The 20,872-nt window shown below is 58.8% G+C and carries 21 protein-coding genes; 5 read left to right on the top strand and 16 right to left on the bottom strand.

The window, feature by feature from the left end; all coding sequences use genetic code 11:
- Positions 1-43: 43 nt before the first annotated feature.
- Complete coding sequence (locus AB4Z13_RS20085; protein WP_442206607.1) at positions 44-253, top strand: hypothetical protein; 210 nt, start codon at positions 44-46, stop codon at positions 251-253.
- Positions 254-363: 110 nt separating this feature from the next.
- Here the strand turns inward: AB4Z13_RS20085 and AB4Z13_RS20080 are convergent, their stop codons facing one another.
- Complete coding sequence (locus AB4Z13_RS20080) at positions 364-1,305, bottom strand: LysR family transcriptional regulator (RefSeq protein ID WP_113325189.1); 942 nt, start codon at positions 1,303-1,305, stop codon at positions 364-366.
- A gap of 92 nt (positions 1,306-1,397) precedes the next feature.
- On the opposite strand from AB4Z13_RS20080, the gene AB4Z13_RS20075 reads away from it, so the two are divergent.
- A complete protein-coding gene (locus AB4Z13_RS20075; protein WP_442206606.1) occupies positions 1,398-2,405 on the top strand; it encodes a zinc-dependent alcohol dehydrogenase family protein in 1,008 nt (335 codons plus the stop codon).
- Between the two features lie 474 nt (positions 2,406-2,879).
- Here the strand turns inward: AB4Z13_RS20075 and AB4Z13_RS20070 are convergent, their stop codons facing one another.
- Positions 2,880-3,773 carry an NAD-dependent epimerase/dehydratase family protein gene (locus AB4Z13_RS20070; protein ID WP_442206605.1) on the bottom strand — a complete coding sequence of 298 codons (894 nt, stop codon included), beginning with the start codon at positions 3,771-3,773 and terminating at the stop codon, positions 2,880-2,882.
- Between the two features lie 109 nt (positions 3,774-3,882).
- Between AB4Z13_RS20070 and AB4Z13_RS20065 the strand changes: the two genes are divergently transcribed.
- Together AB4Z13_RS20065 and AB4Z13_RS20060 are read left to right on the top strand one after the other, a co-directional pair.
- Entirely contained in the window at positions 3,883-4,695 is an 813-nt protein-coding gene (locus AB4Z13_RS20065) for a helix-turn-helix domain-containing protein (protein WP_442206604.1), read from the top strand.
- A 236-nt stretch (positions 4,696-4,931) separates the two neighbouring features.
- A complete protein-coding gene (locus AB4Z13_RS20060; RefSeq protein WP_442206654.1) occupies positions 4,932-5,759 on the top strand; it encodes a MipA/OmpV family protein in 828 nt (275 codons plus the stop codon).
- Between the two features lie 18 nt (positions 5,760-5,777).
- On the opposite strand, the gene AB4Z13_RS20055 is transcribed toward AB4Z13_RS20060, so the two are convergent.
- From AB4Z13_RS20055 to AB4Z13_RS19995, 13 genes are all read right to left on the bottom strand, one after another.
- Positions 5,778-6,134 carry an EamA family transporter gene (locus tag AB4Z13_RS20055; protein ID WP_442206603.1) on the bottom strand — a complete coding sequence of 119 codons (357 nt, stop codon included), beginning with the start codon at positions 6,132-6,134 and terminating at the stop codon, positions 5,778-5,780.
- A gap of 5 nt (positions 6,135-6,139) precedes the next feature.
- Complete coding sequence (locus tag AB4Z13_RS20050) at positions 6,140-7,243, bottom strand: GNAT family N-acetyltransferase (protein ID WP_442206653.1); 1,104 nt, start codon at positions 7,241-7,243, stop codon at positions 6,140-6,142.
- Between the two features lie 52 nt (positions 7,244-7,295).
- Entirely contained in the window at positions 7,296-8,111 is an 816-nt protein-coding gene (locus AB4Z13_RS20045) for an alpha/beta fold hydrolase (RefSeq protein WP_113325181.1), read from the bottom strand.
- The gene (locus tag AB4Z13_RS20040; protein WP_113325180.1) at positions 8,101-8,976 is read right to left on the bottom strand and encodes a fatty acid desaturase; all 876 of its coding nucleotides are present in this window, start codon (positions 8,974-8,976) and stop codon (positions 8,101-8,103) included. The genes AB4Z13_RS20045 and AB4Z13_RS20040 overlap by 11 nt, the downstream gene beginning before the upstream one ends.
- Entirely contained in the window at positions 8,973-9,323 is a 351-nt protein-coding gene (locus tag AB4Z13_RS20035) for a permease (protein ID WP_442206602.1), read from the bottom strand. Before AB4Z13_RS20035 ends, AB4Z13_RS20040 begins: the two co-directional genes overlap by 4 nt.
- The gene (locus AB4Z13_RS20030) at positions 9,320-10,273 is read right to left on the bottom strand and encodes an arginase family protein (protein ID WP_113325178.1); all 954 of its coding nucleotides are present in this window, start codon (positions 10,271-10,273) and stop codon (positions 9,320-9,322) included. Before AB4Z13_RS20030 ends, AB4Z13_RS20035 begins: the two co-directional genes overlap by 4 nt.
- A 4-nt stretch (positions 10,274-10,277) precedes the next feature.
- Positions 10,278-11,690, bottom strand: coding sequence for an aspartate aminotransferase family protein (locus AB4Z13_RS20025; RefSeq protein ID WP_113325177.1), 1,413 nt, complete (start codon positions 11,688-11,690; stop codon positions 10,278-10,280).
- Between the two features lie 12 nt (positions 11,691-11,702).
- Positions 11,703-12,389 carry an MtnX-like HAD-IB family phosphatase gene (locus tag AB4Z13_RS20020; RefSeq protein WP_442206601.1) on the bottom strand — a complete coding sequence of 229 codons (687 nt, stop codon included), beginning with the start codon at positions 12,387-12,389 and terminating at the stop codon, positions 11,703-11,705.
- An 87-nt stretch (positions 12,390-12,476) separates the two neighbouring features.
- The gene (locus AB4Z13_RS20015; RefSeq protein ID WP_113325175.1) at positions 12,477-13,847 is read right to left on the bottom strand and encodes an ATP-binding protein; all 1,371 of its coding nucleotides are present in this window, start codon (positions 13,845-13,847) and stop codon (positions 12,477-12,479) included.
- The gene (locus tag AB4Z13_RS20010; RefSeq protein ID WP_113325174.1) at positions 13,844-14,506 is read right to left on the bottom strand and encodes a response regulator transcription factor; all 663 of its coding nucleotides are present in this window, start codon (positions 14,504-14,506) and stop codon (positions 13,844-13,846) included. Before AB4Z13_RS20010 ends, AB4Z13_RS20015 begins: the two co-directional genes overlap by 4 nt.
- 324 nt (positions 14,507-14,830) lie before the next feature.
- Positions 14,831-15,961 carry an NAD(P)/FAD-dependent oxidoreductase gene (locus AB4Z13_RS20005; protein ID WP_442206600.1) on the bottom strand — a complete coding sequence of 377 codons (1,131 nt, stop codon included), beginning with the start codon at positions 15,959-15,961 and terminating at the stop codon, positions 14,831-14,833.
- Positions 15,962-16,215: 254 nt separating this feature from the next.
- Positions 16,216-17,724, bottom strand: a complete 1,509-nt coding sequence (locus tag AB4Z13_RS20000) for an amino acid ABC transporter permease/ATP-binding protein (protein ID WP_113320840.1) — start codon at positions 17,722-17,724, stop codon at positions 16,216-16,218.
- 60 nt (positions 17,725-17,784) lie between these two features.
- Entirely contained in the window at positions 17,785-18,618 is an 834-nt protein-coding gene (locus AB4Z13_RS19995) for an ABC transporter substrate-binding protein (protein ID WP_442206599.1), read from the bottom strand.
- A gap of 227 nt (positions 18,619-18,845) precedes the next feature.
- On the opposite strand from AB4Z13_RS19995, the gene AB4Z13_RS19990 reads away from it, so the two are divergent.
- Positions 18,846-19,922, top strand: coding sequence for a LacI family DNA-binding transcriptional regulator (locus tag AB4Z13_RS19990; protein ID WP_442206598.1), 1,077 nt, complete (start codon positions 18,846-18,848; stop codon positions 19,920-19,922).
- 212 nt (positions 19,923-20,134) lie between these two features.
- On the opposite strand, the gene AB4Z13_RS19985 is transcribed toward AB4Z13_RS19990, so the two are convergent.
- Positions 20,135-20,854 (bottom strand): GntR family transcriptional regulator, encoded by a 720-nt coding sequence (locus AB4Z13_RS19985; RefSeq protein ID WP_310381635.1) that lies wholly within the window; start codon positions 20,852-20,854, stop codon positions 20,135-20,137.
- Positions 20,855-20,872: the final 18 nt, after the last annotated feature.

Genomic DNA, 20,872 nt, shown 5'->3' with positions numbered 1-20,872 from the left:
TTGCGGCTTTGTATTTAGTCATATCGGCCCAGGGGCCTTTTCGGTGGCGCGGAACCGCGAAGACCTTGACAAACTGGCCGCGGGTTTCCCTTCGGTCGACATCCTGCAACTCGACACGCCGAACGACGAGGCACCGCAAACCGTCTTCAGAGCAGTGCTCCCCGACATCCTTGTTATTGCGGCCTCTGCGTTTCCGCCGACTGGTCCTTTAGGTGAGCTGAAGTGGGAAGATTTCGCGATGGCCCTTGGTTAGCTCATTCCATTCACGTGCTCGCGCTGGAGGACGAACCTCAAGGATCACTTTCCCCCTGCCGGCCAACTCCGTCTTCGGCGCTCCGCACCGAACCTGAGACGGCGGCGCCCTCACGACGTCTGTCGCAACTGCCACGGAAGGGGCTGCGAAAATCGCTGCGTGATCCAGTCAGCGAAGGCGCGTGTCTTGTTTGGGATGTGCTGCGTGGACGGATGAACGACGTAGATGGCGCCCTCGTCGGGAATTGGGAATCGATCCAGGACGCTGACAAGACGACCGTCGGCAAGCTCGCGGCCGACGAGCCAGTCCGTCGCATAGAGCAAACCATGTCCTGCGACCGCCGCGTGCACCAGCGCTTCCGCATCATCCGACGCGAAGTGGCCGGTGATCGGGATGGAAAGCTGACCTCCCCGCGGCGCTGTAAATTCCCAGGCGCTGGGGTTGGCCTTTCCCGTGAAGATCAGGCAATCATGCGCCAGAATATCCTGTGGCGTGGCTGGCGTGCCTCGCTTGGAGAGATAGTCCGGTGAAGCGACAATCACTCGCTTCCGGTCAGCAAGCTTACGGCTCACCAACCGCGAGTCCGGCAAAACGCCCAGACGAATTGCGAGATCGAAGTTTTCACCGATAAGATCCACGAAGCGGTTTGAGAAAGAAACGTCGAGCGACACCGTCGCAAACGTCTCGCGAAACTCGACAAGAAGGGACATCAACCACATTCGGCCAAAGCTGCCAGGCAAAGCCAGCCTGAGCCTCCCGCGCGGTTCACCGTCCGAAAATCGCTCGGTTTCTTGGCCCGCAGCAACCAGTCCCTGTAGCAGCGGGCGAATCCTGTGAAGATAGGCCTCCCCGGCCTCCGTAAGTGCCGTCCGACGTGTCGAACGCTCCAGAAGCCTCACGCCAAGGATCTCCTCGAGTGAGTTTACCCGCCGGGATACAACGGTTGCATCCCGGTGTAGCCGCTGTCCCGCCGCGTTAAATGATCCGGCCTCTGCGACGGCCACAAACGCAGTCAGACATTCGATATCAGGAAGATGGAAAGATTGCTGCATATTTTGCAGTTATAACCTGCCGATTATCCCTATTCCAGTTTTTTCTTGCAGTATCATATTCGGCTTGGTGAAACTCAAAAGAGGCAAACTCGATGTTCGCAATATCACTCGGCGGCCCGTCGTTGGACCAGTTGAAAAGAATAGACCTTCCCGATCCGCCACCGCCCGGCCATGGGCAATTGCTTGTCCGCATGCACGCGGCGAGCCTCAATTTTCTCGACCTTGCTGTGGCGTTCGGGCAATATCCTGGCATTGTTTATCCGCTGGTGCCTGTGGCCGATGGCGTCGGCGAAATTATCGCGATCGGTGATGGCGCCACCGGCGTCGCCCTCGGTGACCGGGTGGCCCTACATCCCAAAGCGATGTGGTTCTCTGGCCGAGGATCAGTGGAAAAGGCTGGGATCACCCGCGGTGTTACGCTTCCTGGGTCCTTGATGGAGATCGCGACCGTAGATGCCCAATCAGTCGTTAGACTCGCTGACCACCTTTCGTGGGAGCAGGGAGCAACACTGCCAATCGCGGCAACAACCGCCTGGAACGCTCTTTCCTGCGCCAATATCGTTCCGGGCTCAAACGTTGTGCTTCTGGGAACCGGGGGCGCCTCCACGATTGCTCTTCAACTTGCCAAGGCTCGAGGCGCCCGGGTGATCGTGACGTCCTCATCCGATGCAAAGCTCGCGTATGCGCGCGAGATCGGCGCCGACGAAACAATCAATTACACGGCCTCCCCCAATTGGGATCAGGACGTCGTCACGTTGACGAACGGCCTTGGCGCAGATCTCGTCCTCGATACCGTGGGAACGGCAACCTTCCCCCGCTCTCTGTCGGCGGCGCGCTATGGAGGGGTCGTCTTTACAATTGGCTTCGTCACCGGCACCGCTCTGGAAATCGACCTGATGCCCATCATCGTTAAAGCGCTCAGGGTGCAGGGCAACAATACGGGCTCTGCAGAAGATTTTGCCAAGGCCATGCAGGCGATACAGGCATCGCGGATCGAACCCGTCCTCGCCAAGACGTTCGGGATCGGAGAATTGGCGGAAGCGTATTATGCGCAATCCCACGGCCCCGTCGGCAAAATTGCAATTCGGTTGGATTGGTAACCGCTTCGCGATGGGCTGGGTCGACGGTAACGTCGGCCTCATTTCTGAGCCGCAAACGTCTTGCTCGCCTAGCGGCTCGAGGGCGGCTAACTCGCGTACGACCGGTGAATTTCAGCTCATCGGTCAGTCCTTGGATCGGGGTGGCCGTGGTGGCCACCATATCGAGAGGACGTTAGAGATGAGATTAAACAAGAAAGTTGCAGTCGTTCATGGCGCGGGCGGCGCGGTGGGGAGCACCGTTGCACAAACATTTGCCAACGGAGGCGCCATGGTCTTTCTGGCAGGTCGGAATCCTGCTTCGGTAGAAGCAGCCGCATCGCGGATCCGGTTGAACGGAGGAGCCTTAAATTGGCGCAAAGCATCGCAGGAGAGCCTATAACAGCCGCCCGCCTCATGCAAAGTACCGAAGCGAGCGGCGACGATGCACATATCAATCCCACGGTTTTCTCGGAAGGAATTGCGAATGAAGGAAAGCTATCTTTGGCGCTCCCCAATCGTGTCCGCGATCATCACGTCAATCTCCTTCGCCTTCACGCCGAGGAGAGACTCCGTGTCCGAGGCGTCTAGCAGCAGCGCCCTTTCGAAGAGATAGCTCATCTCCACAAGCTCGTGCATGCCGAATTCTTCCATCTGCGCATGTGAGTACGTTCCGAGCGCGGGCGGCTCTTGACCGAGGAAAGCCGCGGATCTCAGGATCAACTCGCGGGGCGAGATATGGTGTGACGGAACATGGAACGCGCGATCCCATGCGCCCCTATATTCTGCAGCGGCCACCAACGTGCGTGCTACGTCCTTGGTGAATGACCAAGCATGCTTCGCGTCCAGGTCGCCTAGGAACGTGACGGGCTTCGACGCCAGAAGTGACGGCAGCGCCAATAGCGAGAAATATGTCACTGCTCCCTTCCCAAGGTAATCGCTCGCCCGTACCTCGATGGCGGGAACACTGGCCCGCAATGCCCGCTGCCACATGATGGTGCGTACGGTGCCCTTGCGAGAGCTGGGGTCGAGCGGTTGGTCGGGCCTGAGCAGTCCCTCAGGGTTCGACCCATAGCCATAGAGATTTCCGAGGACAATCAATTTTGCGCCGACATTCTCAGCCGCGCGAGTGACACCATCCATGATCGGGAAAAAATCCGTCGGCCAGCGATCATATGCTGCCATCGCGCACATGAAGATCGCATCTGCCCCCTTACACACCTGCGTGAAAGCTTCCGCGTCGGAAGCGTCCGCCCGGACAGTCCTTACGTTCGTCTGATCCTCCAAATTGACGCTTCGGCTTGTGATCGTAACATCATGACCCGCGTCACCAAGTAGCCTCGCCGTTTCAACTCCAACCGGACCGGCTCCGACAACAACATAAGTGCTCATATCAACCTCTGCTCACCATTGCGATGAACACAGTTTGCAAAGGAGCAGATTGAAAATCGCGCCGTAATCGCCAAATTTTGAGCACGTTCCGCCAATTATGGAGGGCACCGTGAACCTGCATTCCACCGCATATCAGTCGGGTAGCGTATCGATCGCGTCTCTCAAAATTGGGGCCGGAAGCTTTCTTCTTCCGGAGGCGGATCGGCACCGCGTTGCTGTTCACGCGAGCCCCGCGACACGCTCCTACTGTGGTCAGGTGAACAGACACTTCGTGCGTCGCGCAGGGGACATAGATGTGCTGGCTGCAGGAGAGCTTGGCGGATTCGATGCTGAGTCCGATTTCGACACAATCATATTGAGCCTTCCCAAATCGCTCCTCCAGGACGTCGCTGACAGTGCCGGTGTAAAAGGACCCGGCCGGCTCCAGACGCGCCACCTCCTCCGAGACGAGCAGATTGAGCACCTGACGCGTGCAATCCAGGCAGACTACCAAGCTGGTTCGCCAAGCGGACCATTGTACGCGGAGAGCATTGGCATCGCGATAGCGGTGCGCCTATTGGGCCGTGAATGCTCGGCTCCCGCCATTGAGCGTCGGCTGTCTGATGCTCAGTTAAAGCGGGTGATGGACTTCATCGAAGAACAGATTCAAACCAGCTTGAGCCTCGACACGCTGAGCAGAGTCGCCGGTGTCAGCAATTCGCACCTGCGTACGTGGTTCAAGGCCGCGACCGGTTTGACCGTACATCGCTATGTGCTGCATCGTCGAATCGAAAGAGCTCGTGCATTGTTGGTCTCGACAAACCTCAGTATCAGCGAGATTGCCCATCGAACAGGCTTTGCACATCAATCCCATCTCGCTCAATGGATGCGACGCGAGATCGGTCAAACCCCGTTCGGGTTGAGGCGAGCCAGCGCGATGTAAGGTGTGCAGGAGTATCAAACAAGTCGAGGAAAGCGGATGTCGAAGATGATTGGCAATTTCGAGACAGTCCGCGTCGCCTCCGCGGCGACCAATGGAATGATAATCGCGCAGGGATCAGGACCCCGACATGCCCTCGCGCAGATAGCCTATTGACTAGCCTCGCCTTGGCGGCCATTTTTCGGCTGCATCGTGGCGCCTAGGGGCGATGCTTTATCCGGAGAGCAATCTCGTTGAGAATGAGAGCCAAGAGGCTTACGCTTTTTTCTGTCGCCTTGGGGGGGCTGTTGACCACGTCGCTAGCGCGTGCCGCCGATAGCGGAGACGCGCGCAACCAACCCGATTCCGGCACCTGGATCGTGACATTGGGTGCGAGTGTCGAGTACGGTCCGAAATTTCCGGGCTCGAAGCATGATGGCTTCAGCGCCTTGCCCTCTTTCGATATCAGGCGTTTCGACGAACCGGATGAGCACAGCGCGCCGGACGACAATATCGATTATGGCCTTATCGACTTCGGCGGCTTCGAAGCGGGTCCGGTAGTCGGTTTGCGCGACAGCCGTTCGCAATCCGATGATGACCGCTTGAAAGGCATCCACTCGGTGGATTGGGACGTCGATGCCGGGATTTTTGCACAATATTGGGCGATTCCGAACCAGCTTCGATTCCGCTCCGAAATCCGCCAGGCCCTATCGAATGGCAGCGGTCTCGTCGTCGATATCGGCGCCGATTGGTTCCAGCCGCTCGGCGACAGATGGCTGCTCTCGGCCGGCCCTCGTGCTTCGTTCGGCAACGGCGCCTATATGCGGACCTATTTCGGCATTTCGTCGAGCGAAGCTTTGCAGAACGGCGCCCTACCCGCCTTCGATGCAAAGGGCGGCCTGAAGTCGATCGGCTTTACGGTTTCCGCCGCCTATAATGTGACCCCGACCTGGACGCTGCAGATTTATGATCGCTTCGATCGCCTGACCGGAGATGCGGCCAACAGCCCGATCACATCGAAGCTCGGCAGTGAGAACCAGAATGTGATCGGCATCTCCCTCACCAAGGCCTTCAACGTCAGCTTCTGAAATCCGTCATTCAACCGCTCAACTGGCCGGTCTCGACGCCGTTGCGATCAACCAGACACCGACCAGGATCAGGAGGCTGCCCGCAAGCCGAAGCAACGGCAATGGCTCGCCAAAGGCGAGCCAGGCAACGCCCATGATGAGAACATAGCTGATGGCCGAGAGCGGGAAGGCCTTGCTGAGATCGAGCTCGGAGAGCACGCTTATCCAGATGGCAAAGCAGACGATCTCTGCGACAATCGCCGCCAGGAACCAGTGTGACGACAGAATATCGACCAACCAAGCTCCGCCCGCTCTGCCCGCATCGACGGCGCTCTGCTTCAGCAATATCTGTTGCGCCGTGTTCAGGAGCGGCACCATCAGCCAGATCGGCCGCATCGTTCTCACTCTTGCACCTCGCCACCATCGTCTGCGGCAAAAAGCGGCGAGACCGTCTTGAGGATGAATTGCAGCAGTGAATTGGAATGGCGGAAATACATCGCATTTGCCGTCAGGCAGCTTCCAAGCCGAACCTTGTTGCGATAGTAGGCCTGCCCGCTCTGATAGCGGCCCATGCGATGGCTCAGGCAATATTCGATATTGGCGAACCAACTGAGATAATAGAGATTGTAGGTCCTGCCCTTCTGACCGTCCATGCAGAAGAACTTGTCGACCAACCTGTCCTCGTCGTGGATCAGCAGATTGGCAGCAAGCAGTTCGTCGCCCACAAAATACATTGCGCAAAAAGATCGGCCCGGCATGCCTTTCAGCACCCCTTCAAAATAGGCCGGCGTCAGTTCTTCGAACTGTAATCCGCTCCGCTCGCGCGTCTCACGATAGAGCTGCATGACGCGCGGCAGAAGATCACCGAATTCCGTGCGGTATTCGACCCGCACCTCCTGCCGGCTCCGCAGTTTCCGACGCATATCCTTGCGGGTTGCTGTAGACAGGGTGGCAAAATAGGCCTCGATCGTACCGAACCTGATGTCCATCCATGCTGTCGGCAGTCCGCCGATCTCGGCGTAACCTCTCGCCGACAATACCGGTTCGACGCCTGACGGAATAGGGTAGGACAGATCCTTCAGCGCCGTCAGCGAGCAGCCTTCCATGCGCGCATGCGCCTCGAAAGCGTCGAGGAGTTCCGTAAAAAGCGCCGGCCGGCGGGACTGGGCGATATCAGGATGAAAGCCAATGGAAGCCGTCTCCGTGCAGGGTGAGCCAAGACAGGCGAGGCGGAGCGTCAGGAAGCCGCTGAAGATGCGGCGGATGCTTTCCACCGCCTTCCGGAAACGCCCGGCCTCCAGCGTCGTCTCAAGGGCGTAGCTGCAAAGGAATGCCGGCATGGCGGCAACAATCTCGTCGTCTTCGCGCACGACCGCATAGCGCCACTCAAAACCCTCGATACTGGCTTCCTCGACCGCGAGCAGATAGTCATAGGTCTCGACCTCACCAGGGAAGCAGGCGTTCCACTCATCGCGGTCGAGCATTCGAATGCTCGGAACAATCATCGCCGCCACGGATGACGTATCGCTTGAGACCTGCGCTTCAGGTGACCGCACTTTAAGCGCTTGCTGCTGCATATTCTGCCTCGAAGAATTCCGCTGTCATATCAGCCACCCGCCTGTGCTGCCGATCGAGATGGATCATGTGATAGCTGTCGTCGAGCCAGCGTAGCTCCCGGCGCCCGCCAATATGCGCGGCGATATACTGGGCATGCGCGGGGCCGCTGAGATCGTCTTCGCGCGAATGGAGGATCAGGGTCGGTGTCCTGATGTCGGGAAGCCGCGCTTTCAACGTCCGGCCAAGCTCATGCATTTCGATCAGGCCGCGGCCGGGAAAGGTTTCGAGCATGCCCTCGCCTGTCATGCCGGCCACCATTCGGCGCATGCGCTCGTCCTTGATGCCGAGGGAGGCCGTCTCGCGAAAATTCAGCCGGTCGATGAATGGGATAAACGAGATCCAGCGAATGTGCGGAGAAAACAGCGAATAATAGCGCGGCACGTCCCATCCATCGTAATGGAAACAGGGCGAATAGACGGCGACGGCACGGATCGACATGGGATTGCGATCGGCTGCCATCATCGCCAGCTTGCCGCCAACGCAAATTCCGGCGGCAAAGACCATATCGCTGCGTTCGCAAAGCCAACCAGCCGCCGTTTCGACGCTGCCGAGCCAGTCCTCCCAGCGCGAGCGACGGAGCGCCGCTTCGTCCTCGCCGTGGCCGGCCAGCAGCGGGGCGTAGACGCTGAAGCCGCGGCGATGGAATTGCCTCGCCACAAGCCGCATTTCCGCCGGCGCCCCCGTCAGCCCATGAACGAGGATGACGCCCTTGCCGTTCGTGCCCTCGAGAAAGAAGGAAAGACTGTCAGCCGACATGCGGGAATTCTCCCTGCTGGCGGTTCTCCTTCGCCATGAAACCCAGAGCATGGCAAGTGCTGATCACATGTGTGCCCGCCGCCTCCTGCTCCTGCTTGATCTGATCGTGGAAGGTCCTGAGCTTCGTCCAGTGCATCTTCGGGCGGTAGTGATGTTCGGCGTGATAGCCGTTGCCGAACCAGAGCCAGTTGTAGAAACCGTTATGGCTGCTGACGCCCCAGGCGATGGGGACATCGGGGTCGCCGTTCAGATGCTCGTAATAGCCGTTGAGGGAGGACAGGCAGTTGCCAAGATAATAAAACGGCAGGAAAAAGAACGCCGCTCTCCAGTCGTAGATAAGAGCGAAGAGGACGAAGGCAAAGAATGACACGAGCTCGATGCGCCCCCATCTCGCATCGAATGGCCTTTTTTTTGCAATCGCTCGATGGATGTCGCCGACATCATCGCGAAAGAAGCTGAGAAAGGTATAGGAGAAGACATTTTCCGGCGCGCCGTTCTTGCCGTGCTTGTAGATCGACAGGAGGTCGACCGTCTCGCCGTTCTCGTTGGGACGGTCGCTATTGCCGGAATGGTGACGCATATGCACCCAGTGATAGTAGACCTGCGAAAAGCCGATCGTTACGGATTCGAGCAGGCTGAATGCGTAGTTCATCCACTTCGGCTTGAAATACGGCGTGTGGATGAAGTTGTGCGAGATGCTGTTGATGTTCCACGATATCGACACGGCATAGACCGCACCGAGCACCGCCGACAGCCAGAGCGGCCGGCTTTGGAAGCCGGCGATCAGATAGATGTTGAATGCCAGATGCGCTGTCGCGGCAAGCACCGGCACAATATCCCATTTCGTGTGCGCGAAGATTTTCATAGTCCCGTCGCTCCAACACAGACCACGCCGGCCGTCACCAGGACGATGCCGAGAGCGTGGCGAAGATTGATGGTTTCCTTGAAGATGGCGGCGCCCGCAAAAGCGATCGCCGCATAGCTCAGCGCCATCAGCGGAAAGGCCACCGACAACGCCACCTGTTCCAGCACGCGCGTCCACATCACCAGTTCGACTGCCCAGAAAACGATCCCGAGCCAGATGACCGGTTTCTGCATGGTCTCAAACAGCGCGCTCGCTGCGCCATACTTGAAACACAGCTCGCGGCCGGTTTCGGCAAGAATGCAAAAAGCAATGATGGCGAACGTCCATCCTGTCAGTCCCGTCGTCATGCCATCAGCTCCGACAGGACTTCGAGCAGTGCATGGTTTGCCGCGCTGTTGATGTTGCGGACAACTTTCATGTCGCGACGGCGGAAGGGCTGGTCGATCAGCACCTCTGCTTTCTTCATCGCGCGGGTGTAGAAATCGCCGCCGTAGTGCGGCGTCGAATAATCGCCGGTCACGTCTGCTCCGATGACGCGATACCGTTCACCGATTTCGCTGAGCAGCCAAAGGACGTAGGGTAGCCGCATGCAGCCCTGATCCCAATTGGTCACGGCATCGGCGTCGGAGAGAGCGTCCTTGTCGATCGTTACATAGACCGCTTCGGTTTGGATGCGGCCAAGAAGCCGGTCGAGGAAATTGCTCTCGCCGAGTTCCGATATCGATTGCCAGTGCAGGGCGCCGTCGATCTGGCTGAAACTCGGGCCGGAGCCGTAGTGCAGTTTCACTTTGCTCGGCGGATGCTGATAGGGATAGAGTTCCAGGCGGCCATCGGATAGCGGCATGAGATTGGCCCCCTTGCGCTCCGGCGACTTGAGATCGCGGCTGCAGACCCCGAGGGTTATCACTTTTTTGACCAGTGGCTGTTCGAGCGCTTTGTTGACCCAGGAACCGCAATGCATGCCAGGGTCGAAATGGACCCAGTCGGGGTGATTGTCGATATGGATGACGGTAACGGCTTTGCTGCTATTTTCCAGAGCCTGCGACAGAAGAAGAGCTGTCACATGATGGAAGTCGCCCGATCCCATGAAACAAAGGCGGGCGCCGTCACCGGCTGATGGCCGTGCCTTCGCCAGGTTGCGCCAGACGGTATCAAGGTCCGGCCGGCGCCCCCACAGCCTGATGGCGCGGCCGCTATCCTTGGCCTCGACTTCGCGCGCCCCTGCCATCCGGCAGGAATGCACGAAGTCGGGCTGCAACTCCAACGCATCATCAAGATGGAGAAGGAGGAGCTGCAAGGTTCTATCTCCGCTCGGCGCGTGTCAGAAGCTGGTCGAGCAGCGAGATCGCAAGCTCGATCTCCTCGCGGCTGATCATCAGGTTCGGAGCAAGAGTGATGACGTTCTTGTGGTATCCACCAACATCGAGCACCAATCCATATTTCCTGCCATCGACCACAAGATCACCCTTCATGCCTTCATCCGCCATCCAGTCGAGCGTCGCCTTGTCGGGGGTGAAGCCGTCAGGCCCGCAGATTTCCATGCGAAGGGCAAGGCCAAGGCCATCGACATCGCCGACGATCGCATGCCGCGACTGCAGGTCCTTCAGGCCTTCGAGGAAATGCGCGCCCTTTTCCATCACATTCGCGCCGAAGTCGGTCTCAGACACCATCTTCAGCGTTTCGAGAGCGACGGCCGTGCCCATCGGGTTGCTGGCAAAGGTCGAATGCGTGGAGCCTGGCGGGAAGATCGTCGGGTTGATCATCTCTTCCTTGGCCCAGATGCCCGAGAGCGGATTGAGACCATTGGTGATCGCCTTGCCGAAGACGAGCACATCTGGCGACACGCCGAAATGTTCGATCGACCAGAGCTTGCCGGTCCGATAGACGCCCATCTGGATCTCGTCGACGACAAGCAGGATGCCGTGATCGTCGAGGACCTTCTTGAGCTCCTTGAAGAAATTCATCGGCGGAATGACATAGCCGCCGGTACCCTGGATGGGTTCGATGTAGAAGGCGGCATATTCCGATTTTCCGGCCTTCGGATCCCAGACGCCGTTGTACTCACTTTCAAACAGCCGCGCGAATTTCTGGACGCAATAGTGCCCGTATTCTTCCTTCGACATGCCCTTCGGCCCGCGAAAATGATAGGGGAATTCGATAAACTGGGCACGCTCGCCGAAATGGCCGTAACGCCGACGATAGCGGTAGCTTGAGGTGATCGACGTCGCGCCGAGCGTTCGCCCGTGGTATCCGCCCTCGAAGGCGAACATCAGGCTCTTGCCGCCGGTATAGTTGCGAACGAGCTTCAAGGAATCCTCGACGGCCTGCGAGCCGCCGACATTGAAGTGAACACGACCTTTCGAACCGAATTTATGTTCGGCATCCCGAGCGATCAGCGCTGCGAGTTCGACCTTTTCGCGATGGAGATATTGCGAGGCGACCTGCGGCAATCGATCCAGCTGCCGATGCGCGACATTGTTCAAACGCTCGTTGCGATAGCCGAAATTGACGGCGGAATACCACATCTGGAGATCGAGAAATGGCGTCTCGGCTGCGTCAAAGACGAATGAACCATCGCAGCTTTCGAAGAATTTCGGCTTCTGCGAATAGTGAACCGTATCGCCGTGGGAGCAATAGGTCTCTTCGAGCCGTCGCAGCTCGTCTTCGGAAGCGATGGGGTGCATGCTTGCAGCAAGTTTCAGGTTGGAACGCATGAAGTCCTCTTCTCACGCAGTTTTTGCCACGGGCAGCGCAACAGGCTGTCGTGACGGGCTGGAAAGGATGGCTGCGACACTCGCCTGGATTTCGGCGAAACCGCTATAGGGGATGAAAGGAAGGCAGTTCGCGCGGCAATGATCCGCAAGCTTGGCCTTGGCGAAGACAAGCTGCGCCTCGTGGGAGACGCAGAAGTCACTGCGGCCGTCGCCGATATAGATATGGTTGCCGGACGGCCTCACCTGGGCGCATTTGCACACGCCGGCGCCGGCAGCGCAGGCTGCGCTCTTGAACGGAAAGCCGAGATCGAAATCGGGCATAGTGCAAGCGTGCGGGCGAGAAATCAGCTTGTTTGCGATGATCTGAATGTCTTTAAGACCATGTTTGGCAAGGACCCGCCTGATAAAATGATCGACACCGTCGCTGACGATGATGAGGCTTAACCCGTTCTCTTCACAGAATGCCTTGAAAGCTCCGAAGGCACTGTCGATTTCGATCGTGTCCAGGAATGCGTCGATGTCTTCGTGTTTTGCCTGAAGCAGCTGGATCTGGCGGCGCATGCACTGGGCGGCTGTGATCCTGCCGTTGGTCCACTGATCTTCGATCTCGCGCCACTCTGGACGCGCGAAACGGTCCAGAACCAGATCGGTCACGTCTTCTTTCGATATGGTTCCGTCGAAATCGCAAAACACCTGCATCGCATGCTCCTTCAATGTGACGAAGCATTTAGCGTCGCTACCTGAAGGCGAGATGAGGCGAATGTGAAGCGAAACTGAATTGACCGCTTATGCGGCAGGAATATCGAGATCCACCTTCAGGCCGGATCCCCAGGCAGGCGTGCCGAGGCTGATCCCAATGTCGAGACGGTTGCCGATATCGGCGACGATCGGCAATCCCAATCCCGCGCCCTCCTCCCCGGCTCGCGCGTCAAGGCGGTTGAACCGCTGAAATGCGGCTTCTCGCTGTTCGGGTGGGATACCGGGGCCGCTGTCTTCAATGGAGAGGCGAAAGCCGCGCGAGCTAGGTTCGATGCGTACCTCGATGCGACCGCCGGCAGGGGAATATTTGATCGAATTGTCGAGGAGATTATCGATCATGACGCGCAGCAGGGCACGGTCGGTCAAGACTTGTGGGTCGTGGGTTCCGACCAGCCCGGCATTGAAACCGCGGCGATTGAGCATGACCCCGAAATCCGCCAGGGCTGCCGCCGCAATCTGGCGCAGCGGCAACGCCTCCAGCTGCAGCGGCTGATGGCTGACCCGTGCAAGCCGCAGCAGCTGTTCTATGAGATGCATGGCGCGCTCGTTGCTGACAACAAGATCCTTCAGCAGGGCGGCGCGCTCCTCGTCGGAATCGGCACGATCGAACATTTGCAGAAGCAATTTGATGCCGGCCTGCGGTGTTCGCAGTTGATGGGCGGCAAGATCGGAAAAGCGCCGCTCCATTGCCAGCGAGTGGCCTAGCTTTCGCAAAAGGTTGTTGAGCGAGTGGACAAGCGGCGTCAGATCCCGCGGCAGTCTTCCCGTCGCAATCATCGACAGATCATCCGGCGTGCGGGTCCGGATCTGCGAGACCAGTCCCCGGACATTCGCAAGCCCGTTATTGATGGCGAGCCAGATGATGATGGCACTGACAGGCACAAGGACGAGCAGCGGAAAGGCGAGATTGAGAAGGATGTTATCGACGAGGCCTTCCCGAAGGATGATCTTTTCGGCGACCTCGATGGTCACGTCGCTATTCGGGATCGGCAGAGAGTAGATCCGCCAGAGCTCGTTCTGATAGGTCACATCGGAGAAACCGGCCGAGAAGCGCTTGACCTCGGCTGGAAAGGCGTTGCTGCTGGCAAAGGCCAGCGCCGGCCCCTTCCAGGCGCGAAACGAATGGGCGTCGGCATAGTCGTCCGCGTCCTCGTTAAGCGCAAGCTGATTGTCCATATTGAAATCAAGATCCGGAACCTGCACCGTCGGCCTCGCAGTCAATCTTGTGAGGGGGTGCTTCATCAACGACCAGAGCACGTTGGCATCGTTGATCAACTGCGCATCGTAGATGTTGTCGATCTCGCGCGTTGCGCTGTGATAGGCGAAGATGCCGACGATGGCGATCGTGATGATGAGGGTCGGGAGAATGCGGAGAAAAAGGCGTTGGCTGAGTGTCACTGCTGCCGCTCGACCATGTAGCCAACGCCGCGGATCGATCGGATGAAATCGGTACCGAGCTTCTTGCGCAGATTGTAGACCGTCACTTCGATCGTATTGCTCTCGACCGAAACATCCGTGTCGTAGAGCGCATATTCGATATCGTTCTTCGTAACGTAACGTCCACTCCGCTCCATGAGGAGCCGTAACAGATGGAACTCCTTGGCCGGGATGTGAAGCTGTACGCCATTTCGACGCGCCACCATGGCTGAAGGGTCGAGCTCGACGTCGGCGCATCGAATGATGGTTTCGGTACGGCCCTGCCGTCGCCGGATAAGCGCACGCAGCCGGGCGAGCAGTTCGTCAAGGTCAAAGGGCTTGACGAGGTAATCGTCCGCACCCTCGTCCAGGCCGTTGACACGATCGCGTACGCTGTCAAGCGCTGTCAGCATCAGGATCGGGACGTCGTTGCCTCCCCTTCTCAGCGAACGGACAACCTCGAAGCCGCTTGCCTTGGGAAGATTGACGTCGAGGATCACACATCCAAATTGGCTGTCGCGCAGCGCATCGAGCGCCGTCTCGGCATCGCGGAACCAATCCACGCCATAGGCGTGCTTCTCCAATGCGCGTTTCAGCGAGGAGCCGAGAATGTAATCATCTTCGACCAGGAGTATGCGCACGTCCGCGTCCTTGCGATTTCAACTCTCAACCTGCTTCTTCGGTCTCGATTGAGGCCGAAATCCGGGAAGGTTTCCGCGGGCTGTCCGAAGCCCTTCCACGCTACCACTCGGCATACGGCTCGAAGCAGCGAGGACGCCACCTCGTTGTTCAATGCCTTGACGCTCTCACGCCACGAGGGAACGCAAACTGTCCCAGCCAGCAGATTGCGGCTCGGCATTGTGTCAAATCAATGGAATTACCTCGCCGCTCACCTTGGTGCGACAATTGCGCTAAGGGTCCCGCTGTATTTCGCGGCGGGACCACATGCAAGAACCACATGCCAACTAATGCGCAGCAAACCGTTCAGGTCGGAACGAAGCAAGCATAGGATGCTCCCTCCCCGTGGCGATTTCGAAAGCTTGCAACTCGCCCACGATGAGGCCGAGCGTTGCGCCACTGTGGCTGAAGGCAACATGGTAGCCTGCAATGGCTTTGAATGCACCGAGGACCGGTTCTCCATCGCCGGGGATTGGCTTGCCGCCGACGCCGATGGAAGCAACCTCAAGTTTCGGATTGCCCTCCAACACCTTCGACGCTTCTTCAAGCAAAGCCACAACGACTGAGTGGTCGATCTCATAGCTGCCATCCGGATTGATCTTCACGCCTTGATCTGCCGCCCAGTCGGCATCAAGCGAAAGGGTTCCGTCTGGTGCCGGACGCACCGCGACACGCGGCGTGTTCAAGACGGCCTTGAGGGGATGGTCAAGCCGTTTGGTCTGCACCAGAAGTGCTATCGGAGTCCCATCGCCGATCGTCTGCCCAGAGTCGGCAGCCATTTCCGGTACGGCAGGGCCAGTGGCAAGAAGGACGGAATCCGCCTTGAAACGGGTACCGGATGTCGTGTCGACCCCGACGGCCCGCCCGCCCTCGACCACGACTTTGGCTTTGCCCTGATCCGTAATGAGCACGCCGCCCAGCGTAAGAAACTCCTCAAGCAAATGGTCGATCAATCTCGGCAAATCGACCCAACCCTCCCCCGGATTGAAGATGGCGCCCGGCGACGTGACGGCCCTTGCATCAACGCCCGGGGTCACACTCGCGATTCGGTCGGCCGAAAGATGCTGAGCGTCATAGCCAATCGAGGTCTCGTAGTCGAAGGCGCGAACGATCTCATTCCCCTCGCCCTCGGCGTCCCAGGTCAGGCCGCCCTCGAAGCGGAGCCAGTCCGCATCGGGGTTACGTGCAGCCAGCGTGCGATAACGGTCGATCCCTGCCATGCGCAACAAATGATAGGGTCTGGAGCGCATGCGCGCAGAATTGAGCCAGGAGAGCGAACGGCCCGAAGCGCCGTTGGCCGGCGGACCGTCATTGACGATGGTCACCCGGATGCCGCGCCGGGCCAGCTGCAGACCGGTGGAAACGCCGAAGATACCGGCTCCGATGATGACCGTTGAACTGATGATGTTGTCGTTCATTCTCGTGTCTTTCAGTGGTAGTGCGTGATGATCGGGAAAGAGATCAGAAGGCTTGCCAGCCGCCGGTCCCCGCAGAGCGAATGAGAACGTCAATCGCCTTCATGTTGTCGATGGCATCATCCAGCCCTGACAAGAGCGGTTCCTCCGTTGAAACGGTTGAGGCAAAGGCGTCGGCCTGCTCGCCGTATTCCTTGCGCAGTCAAGCACGCCCCATCCTATCGTTCGTGTCATAGTCATCTCCATTTGCCGAGTGGTCAGAGCACTTCCGCAAGGAAGCGCTGGAGGCGCGGGCTTTCGGGATTGTCGAAGATCGCCTCGGGCGTTCCCGCCTCGACCACGCGGCCCTCGTCCATGAACACGACCTGATCGGCGGCCCGACGGGCAAAGCCCATCTCGTGGGTGACGACGACCATGGTCATTCCCTGCTTTCCAAGATCGGCCATAAGGTTGAGCACACCCTTGACCAGTTCGGGATCGAGCGCGCTTGTCACCTCGTCGAACAGGATGACCTCAGGTTCCATCGCCAGCGCGCGGGCGATCGCAACACGCTGCTGCTGACCACCCGAAAGACCACCGGGACGGTGATGCTGGCGGCTTGCAAGGCCAACATCAGCAAGCCGCGCCTTGGCGATGCGTTCGGCTTCAGCCTTCGGCAGGCCCTTGATCTTCGTTAGCGACAGCATGACGTTTTCGAGCGCCGTGTGATCGGGGAAGAGGTTGAAGTGCTGGAAGACCATGCCGACACGCCGACGCAGCCGCTCCGGCTTCATGGCGAGAATGCTTTGTCCGTCGACAAGGATATCCCCGCTCTTCGGCTCGACCAATCGGTTGAGGCAGCGCAAGAGAGTGGATTTGCCCGAGCCGGACGGACCAATGATACAGGTGACGCTACCAGCTTTCACCGTAAGATCGACGCCCTTCAGCACATCGAGTTCGCCATAGGCCATGCCGAGCCGGCACACATCGAGGCTGCCCCCCTTGAATGTAGGTTGAGATATGCTGCCGGTGCCGTCGAGTTCGCTGACCTCCTCCAGCCCACTGGTGATGATCGCAGGGCGCTGCTTTCCAAGTCTCAAGCGATTGTCGATCGCGTTGACGACATGGGTCAGCGGCACGGTGACGATGAGATAGAAAATGCCTGCGAGCAGCAGCGGCGAAAGATTACCGGTTACGACCGCCTGATCCTGCCCCACGCGAAAAATCTCGCGCTCCGATGCAAGCAGGCCGAGGAAGTAGACAAGGCTCGAATCCTTCACATTGCCGATGAACTGGTTGACAAGCGCCGGCAACACGCGGCGCACGCCTTGGGGCACGACGATCAGCCGCATGCCCTGGCCGTAACTCATACTCAGCGCTCGACACGCCTCCATCTGGCCGCGATCGACGCTCTGAATGCCTGAGCGGAAGATTTCGCCGATATAGGCACCGGCAATCAGACTGAGCGCCAGGATGCCAAGGGGATAGGGCGACGGGCCGAAGAGTTCGCGGCCGATGCGCGCAAAGCCCTGGCCAATCAGAAGAATGGTGACGATGGCCGGCAGACCGCGGAAGACATCGGTATAGACGCGAGCGGGAACGCGCAGCCAAGGTGAGCGAGAGATGCCCATGATGGCAAGCACCATGCCAATGACGACGCCAAGCACGGTCGAAGCCGCGGCCAGGATCAATGTATTCTTCAGGCCGACAGTGATCATGGTCGGCAGGACTTCGGCCATCGCATTCCAGTCAAGGAAGCTGCGACGCAGATTTTCAAGCCAGTTCATCAAATGGTCCCTTGCAAGAAAGGCCGGCCCGACCGACAGAGGTCGGACCGGAAGGTGGCATCACTGCTTGGGAAGATAGGCGTCTGGCATGGGGGTGCCGGGGAACCATTTTTCGTGGAGCTTTTTCCATGTTCCGTCCTGCATGGCGGCATGAAGACAGTTGTTCAGAGCTTCGCGCAGTGCGTCGTTGCCCTTGCGGACGACGAAGCCGGCCGGCGCATCAAAACTCGGGATGTTGATCGCCACCTTCAGCACTGGGTAACGCGCCGAATAGTCCTTGGCAGCCTCGTAGTCGAGGAAATGCGCATCGACCGTTCCGTTGTTGAGGGCCGACACAGCGGAATTGTTGTCCGGAAATTTCACGAGGTCGGCACTCGTGAAGTTCTTCTGCGCATAGATTTCCTGCAGCGTTCCCTGCACGACGCCGAGCCGCTTGCCCTTGAGGCCCGCAACGTCGGTAATGCCGGCATCCGACGTCAACACGGTGAGGTAACCCGCAAGGTAGCCATCAGAGAAATCGACCGTCTCCTTGCGCTTTGCGGTGGTACCGATCGCTGCGGCCGCAACGTCGAAGCGGCTGTTGGCGACCGATGGCATAAGGGCCGAGAATTCCTGGCCAGTGAAGACCACCTGCTCTTTTTTGAAGCCCATGCGCTCGGCGACATTGAGAAAAAGTTCGATGTCAAAGCCGGTGAAATTGCCGTCAGCGGTCGTGAAAGCGTAGGGCTTTGCGTCACCCATCGTGCCGACGCTGATAACGCCCGGATCGATCAGGCCATAGGGATTGTCTTCGGCAGAGGCCGGCACTGCACCTGCTGAAAGGCCAAGGGCGATGGCAAAAAGGGCTGCTCGAACTCTGGCGAAGGGGGACGTGACAATCTCGGGAAATTTCATAGTTTCATTCTCCTCTGGTGGTATCGTTTGCGATTTTCCACGACGCAGGGGTCCCATCCGGGCGACGGCAGAAACCGCACGTCCGGCCCATGCGAGCGCATGTCGGATTTCGATGGATTTTTATGTGAGACCGGTCTCTTTTGAGTTGAGACCGGTCTCATTGGCTTTTTATCAATTGTTATCTTCGCATTTGCTAGTCGTCAATATCTCTTGTAAGGCTAGTTTTCATGAATCCGAACTCACCTCAAACCGTCTCCGTTACGGTGGCCGATGTCGCGCGCAAGGCGGGCGTATCAAAGGCAACCGCTGCGCGCGTGCTGGGCGGCTATGGGACCGTCAGCGATCGGGTGCGCGATGCTGTCACCGCCGCCGCCCGCGCGCTCGACTATCGGCCCAACGAACTTGCACGCAGTATGACGACGGGACGTTCCGGCACGATCGGCGTGGTCGTGGGCGATATTGAAAACCCCTTCTTCAGCCTCGCGATGCGCGGCATCACGGACGTCGCCCGGCAAGCCGGCTTTACCGTCATCCTTATAAATTCGGCTGAAGACGTATCGGCAGAAAAAGCCGCGATCCGGACGCTGATTGCCAAGCGGGTAGACGGCCTGATCGTCTCTCCGGCCAAGGAGACCGACGTCGAGCATCTTCGGGAGGTTGTCGGTTCAGGACGGCCACTGGCGTTGCTGGACCGCGGCATCAATGCTTTCGAGGTTGATACGGTCATTGCCGACGACCGGCAGGCAGCCGAGGGTGTCACACGCCAGCTTATCGCGTTGGGACACCGGCATATCGCCTATCTCACGGCCTGCGACACGCCCGATCACCTTTTCCGAACGCCTGGTGACATCAATACCGGTTCCGTTCGCAGGCGAATTGAGGGCTTTCTTAGCACCTGTCGCGAGGCCGGTCTTGGCCCGGTCGAACGTTGGATCCACATGGGCGCCGTAATCCCCGAGCAAACGCGTCAGATCGCCGAGCGGCTGCTCGAGGGAAAGGATCGTCCAACGGCAATCATCGCCTCCGACAGCGTGATCGGGCTGGAAGTGTTCAAGACGAGCCGCGCGATCGGATTGGCAATTCCAGATGATCTGTCACTCATCTCGTTTCATGATGCTGACTGGACCGCGGTCACCTCTCCTCCCGTAACGGTCGTGCGCCAACCGGTCTATCAGCTCGGTGAAATGGCTGCGCGTCTTCTCGTCGAGCGCTTGAACGGGTTTGCGGGGCCAGGACGCGAAGTCGTCCTTCAAACAGAGTTCGTTGAACGTGCGTCTATCTCCAGCGCTCCGACCCTACCGTGATAGCCCTCCACGCGGTCCGGACGGCACTGTCCTTGCGCCCATCATGACGGCACATCTACTGATCCTTTACTAAATCAGCAAAACGCGCTCGAAAACATCAGCAAATGCGCGTCAGGGCCCCTTTTTTGGCGGCCCAGACGACCAATTCCGCCGAATCGCATGTGGTCACAATCGTACTATTTTGCAATCGACAAGGGCTCTAAGCACCGGCGCTACAGAGAAACGGACGGGGCTTTTAAGCCGGCATATTCCTCGTAGGAATCCTCCACCGTGAGGATATGGCTTCGCATCGTATCGGCGGCAAGTTCGCGGTTGCCCTGCAGGATGGCGACGAGGATCGCGTCATGTTCTTTGTACGATTTCGCCAAACGTCCCGTGGTCAGAAACTGTGCGCGACGAAACGGCGATAGCCGCCGACGTGTCGCGAGCGTGATCTCCACAAGATAGGCGTTGTGGCTGCCGGCATAGATCGCGGCATGAAACTTCTCGTTGAGCACATGGTAATGGCTCGGATCGTTTTCCTTGAGAATCTGGGCAAGGCCTTCGTGAATGGTCTCGAGATTGCGCCGTTCCGAAAGGGTCATGCTGGCGGCGGCGAGGCTTGCGCAAAGCGCTTCAAGCTCCGCCATGACGTGAAACATCTGCCGCAGATGTTCCGGCGAAGGACGGGTGACTATTGCGCTACGATGCGGCCGCGTCTCAACGAGGCCCATGGCTGCCAGGTCCCGGATCGCTTCCCGCAAAGGGGTTCGCGAAACGCCGTAGCTTGCGGCGATCTCGGTCTCGTCTAGCGGCATTCCCGGCGAGAGCTTGCCATCGACGATATCGTCTGCAAGGCGCGTGCGCACTTCCTCGGCACGCGTCAGCTTCCGCCGCGATCCGGCTTCCTTGATCAAGGAATTGTCTTCGCCCCGGCTGGGTCTAGTCTTCATTATGTTGTCCAAAGCGGC

It is taken from the genome of Rhizobium sp. YAF28, assembly GCF_052113285.1.
Taxonomy (GTDB): domain Bacteria; phylum Pseudomonadota; class Alphaproteobacteria; order Rhizobiales; family Rhizobiaceae; genus Rhizobium.
Note: the sequence above shows the minus strand (reverse complement) of the source record. Positions and strands in the feature narration are given on the sequence as shown.